Here is a 3,717-nt window from a genome sequence, read left to right on the forward strand (position 1 = left end):
TCCTCGCGCTGGAGTCGGAGCCGGTCGACCCCCGGCTCTGACGGTCCCGGCGCCGCCGGGCACGGCCCACGGGGCGTGGGGGCGCAAGAGGGCGTAGCCCGTGACACGGCCGCGCCGGGCCCCCAGGTCACCGAGGACCGCGCCGACGGCGTCGTCCGGGACGGTGACCGTGACCTCGGCGACCGGTTCGAGCAGGATCGTCCCGCCCGACCGGAGCGCCTCGCGCAGGGCGAAGCGGCCGGCGGCCCGGAAGGCCGGTTCGGACGAGTCCTTCACATGGGTCGAGCCGTCGGTGAGCGTGACGCGCACCCCGGTCACCCGGTGGCCGCCGAGCGGCCCTTCGGCGAGGGCGTCCCGGCAGCCGGCCTCGACCGCGCGGATGAACAGGGGCGGTACGCGGCCACCGGTGACCGCCGACCGGAACGCGAAGTCCCCCTCGTCGAGGGGTTCGACGTCGATGACGACATGGGCGAACTGGCCGGCGCCACCGTCCTGTTTGACGTGCCGGTAGACCAGGCCGCGGACGCCCCGGTCGACGGTCTCCCGGTACGCGACCCGGGGCCGGCCGACCGTCACGTCGAGGCCCTGGTCGCGGCGAAGCTTCTCCACCGTGACCTCCAGGTGGAGTTCGCCCAGGCCGGACAGTACGGTCTGGCCCGACTCGGGGTCGGTGCCGACGACCAGCGACGGGTCTTCCTCGGCCAGCCGGGCCAGGCCGGTGGCCAGCCGTTCGGTGTCGGTGGCGCGGCGGGCCTCGACGGCCACGGAGACCACGGGGTCGGCGGCCTCGGGCGCTTCGAGGGCCAGGGGCGCGCCGGGCGCGCAGAGCGTGGCGCCGGTCCGGGTGTTCTTGGGGCCGACGACGGCGACGATCTCGCCGGCCGTCGCCTGGTCGGCCTCCGTCGTGCGGTCGGCCTGGACGCGCAGGATGCGGGCGACGCGTTCGGTGCGGCCCGTGAGGGTGTCGAGCACGGTGTCCCCCTTGCGGAGCGTTCCCGCGTAGACGCGGAGATAGGTCATGCGGCCGGTGGGTGTGACGGCCACTTTGAAGGCGAGGGCGGTGAACGGGGCCGCCGGGTCGGTGGGATGGCGGTCGGGGCGTACGGGTGGCAGGTCGACGGGCGCGGGCAGGTAGGCGGTGACGGCGTCGAGGAGCGGTTCGATGCCGCGGTCGCGGTAGGCCGAGCCGCACAGGACGACCAGCGCCGCGCCGTCGAGGGTCAGTTCGCGCAGGGCGGTGACGAGGGTGTCCTCGCTCAAGGTGCCGTCGGCGCAGAACTCCTCCAGGGCCGCCGGGTGCAGTTCGGCGACCTGTTCCACGAGTGCCCGGCGGCGGCGTTCCGCCTCCGCGCGCAGCGTCTCGGGGACGGGCCCCTCGACCGGCCCCTGTCGCTCGCCGTGCGCCCGGCCCTGCCCTTGGGCGCCGTCGGGCCACTCGTACGCCCGCATCCGGACGAGGTCGACGACGCCGGTGAAGGCGTCCTCGCGGCCGATGGGCAGCTGGACGGGCAGCGGGACCGTGCCGAGCCGGGTGCGCAGGGAGTCCACGACCGCGTCCAAGTCGGCGCCCGCGCGGTCGAGTTTGTTGACGAACGCGATGCGCGGGACGCCGTGCCGGTCGGCCTGGCGCCAGACGGACTCGCTCTGCGGCTCGACGCCCGCGACGCCGTCGAAGACGGCGATGGCACCGTCCAGGACGCGCAGGGCGCGTTCCACCTCGCCCGCGAAGTCGACGTGGCCGGGGGTGTCGATGAGGTTCAGCCGGTGTCCGGCCCAGGCGCAGCTGACGGCCGCGGAGAAGATGGTGATGCCGCGGTCGCGCTCCTGCGGGTCGAAGTCGGTGACGGTGGTGCCGTCGTGGACCTCGCCGCGCTTGTGGGTGGTGCCGGTCAGATAGAGGAAGCGCTCGGTGAGGGTGGTCTTGCCCGCGTCGACGTGGGCGAGGATGCCGAGGTTACGGATCCGGGTGATGCCGCCGCGGCCGGTGCCGGGAGTGCTGCCGGGGGTGGGGACGGAGGTACGCATGGTGAAGGTCCTTCGCGTGCGATGCGGATGCAGGCAGCGCGATTCCCGTGACGACGGGCCGCGGAGGCGAACGGCGGCCCGGTGAGGGACGTGGTGACGTCGTGCCGTACGGACGCGGGAGCGCGGGTACGGCGTCGTCGCGGGTCAGCGGTGGCGGCCGCGCAGCCGGCACCGGACGGACGAAGAGGCCAGGATCACGTCGTACCGGGCACGGGAGACGACGGTCGCGGCGGGCACAGCGGTCACGGTGGTGATGGCGGTGCGCATGGCGGTCGTCTCCCTTCTCTGCGGTCACGGCGGCCCGGAGGCCCGACGGCCGACAGGCCGTCTCCTCGCCGGATCACCGGCTGGTGGACGTGAGTGTAGGGAGCCGGGGACCGCGCGGGACACTTGTTTTCCGCGCCTCACGCATCGACGGGTCCGCGCCGTTCGCTCACTGGGGCCGCCGCCGTGTGTCACCGGGACAGCTCGGAGAGCTCACACGGGCAGGAGGCCGGCGAGGCGCGCGCGACGGGCGCCCGCGCCCAGCAAGATCCGCCGGACGGGTCCTGGAAGGTTCATGAAGATCTTGGAGTTCTGGCCCCGCCGCGTGAGTGGTGGGGCCAGACTCGTGTTTGTGGTGATGGGGGAATGGGCCGGGGAGACGGTCGGGCCGGATGTGTGGGAGACCTGCCGGGAGTTGATCCCGGCGGGGAGTGTGTTCGCGTTCCTGGCCGAGCATCGTGGTGTGCTGTTTCCGGCGGAGATGTTCGTGGACATGTATCCGTCGGCGAACGGGCGGCCGAGCATGCCGCCGCAGATCCTGGCCTCGGCGATCACGCTTCAGGCCCTGCACGGGCTGTCGGACTTCGAGACGGTCCAGGAACTACGGTGTGACCTGCGGTGGAAGGCCGCTTGCGGGCTCGGTCTCAACGACATGGCGTTCGATCCGTCACTGCTGGCCTACTTCCGCCGCCGCCTTTCCCGTTCTACCCGGCCGAACCGGGTCTTCGACGCGGTGCGGGAGGTCCTGAAGGCCACCGGCGTCCTCAAGGGCAGGAACCGGCGGGCGCTGGATTCCACCGTTCCGGACGACGCGGTCGCCACCCAGGACACCGTCACCCAGCTCATCGCCGCCATCCGTGACCTGCCCCGCCGGCCACACCGTCCCTCTTTCCGACCCCGGCGGACAACACCGGCAGCGCACCGCCTCCTTCAAGAGCCTGTGCACCGGATGTCCCCTGCGCGAGCGGTGCACCAAGGCCAAAGCCGGCCGAGTCCTGACCATCCGCCCGCACCACGACCTGCTCACAGCCGCCCGCCACCAAGCCGTCACCGACCCCGACTGGCAAACGGAATACCGCCGCTGGAGACCACCGGTCGAACGCGCCGTCGCCTGGCTCGTCCACCACGGCAACCGCAAACTCCGCTACCGCGGCACGATCGCCAACGACACCTGGCTCCACACCCGAGCAGCCGCCCTCAACCTCCGCCGACTGATCAACCTCGGCCTCACCCACACAGCTGACACCTGGACGCTCGACCCGGCCACCGCATAAACCAAGGGGCCGCCCCGCCCACAGCCGGACAACCCCTCAGCAAGATCTTCATCAGACTTCTAGTAGGGCTTGGTCAGGTTCGTGTTGGTGTTGCGTGTCCTGCGGGTTTGGTGTGTCGTTGGGGACGTGTGACGCCGGAGGAAATGTCAGCTGT

The 3,717-nt window shown here is 72.2% G+C and carries 3 protein-coding genes and 1 pseudogene; 2 read left to right on the forward strand and 2 right to left on the reverse strand.

The genetic code is table 11. The annotated features are described in order from the left end of the window. Both fusA and ABZ693_RS35970 read right to left on the reverse strand, forming a co-directional pair. Window positions 1-2,025, reverse strand: a 2,025-nt coding sequence (gene fusA / locus ABZ693_RS35965) for an elongation factor G (protein ID WP_359885704.1), incomplete at its 3' end; no start/stop codon positions are given. 144 nt (window positions 2,026-2,169) lie between these two features. Next, complete coding sequence (locus tag ABZ693_RS35970; protein ID WP_359885705.1) at window positions 2,170-2,292, reverse strand: hypothetical protein; 123 nt, start codon at window positions 2,290-2,292, stop codon at window positions 2,170-2,172. A gap of 355 nt (window positions 2,293-2,647) precedes the next feature. On the opposite strand from ABZ693_RS35970, the pseudogene ABZ693_RS36245 reads away from it, so the two are divergent. Both ABZ693_RS36245 and ABZ693_RS36250 read left to right on the forward strand, forming a co-directional pair. Beyond that, a pseudogene (locus ABZ693_RS36245) lies at window positions 2,648-3,160 on the forward strand (transposase); the annotation flags it as partial. Continuing rightward, complete coding sequence (locus ABZ693_RS36250) at window positions 3,147-3,563, forward strand: transposase (RefSeq protein WP_435842646.1); 417 nt, start codon at window positions 3,147-3,149, stop codon at window positions 3,561-3,563. The pseudogene ABZ693_RS36245 and the gene ABZ693_RS36250, both read left to right, overlap by 14 nt. Window positions 3,564-3,717 lie beyond the last annotated feature (154 nt).

The sequence above is a fragment of the Streptomyces laurentii genome, assembly GCF_040635425.1.
Taxonomy (GTDB): domain Bacteria; phylum Actinomycetota; class Actinomycetes; order Streptomycetales; family Streptomycetaceae; genus Streptomyces; species Streptomyces laurentii.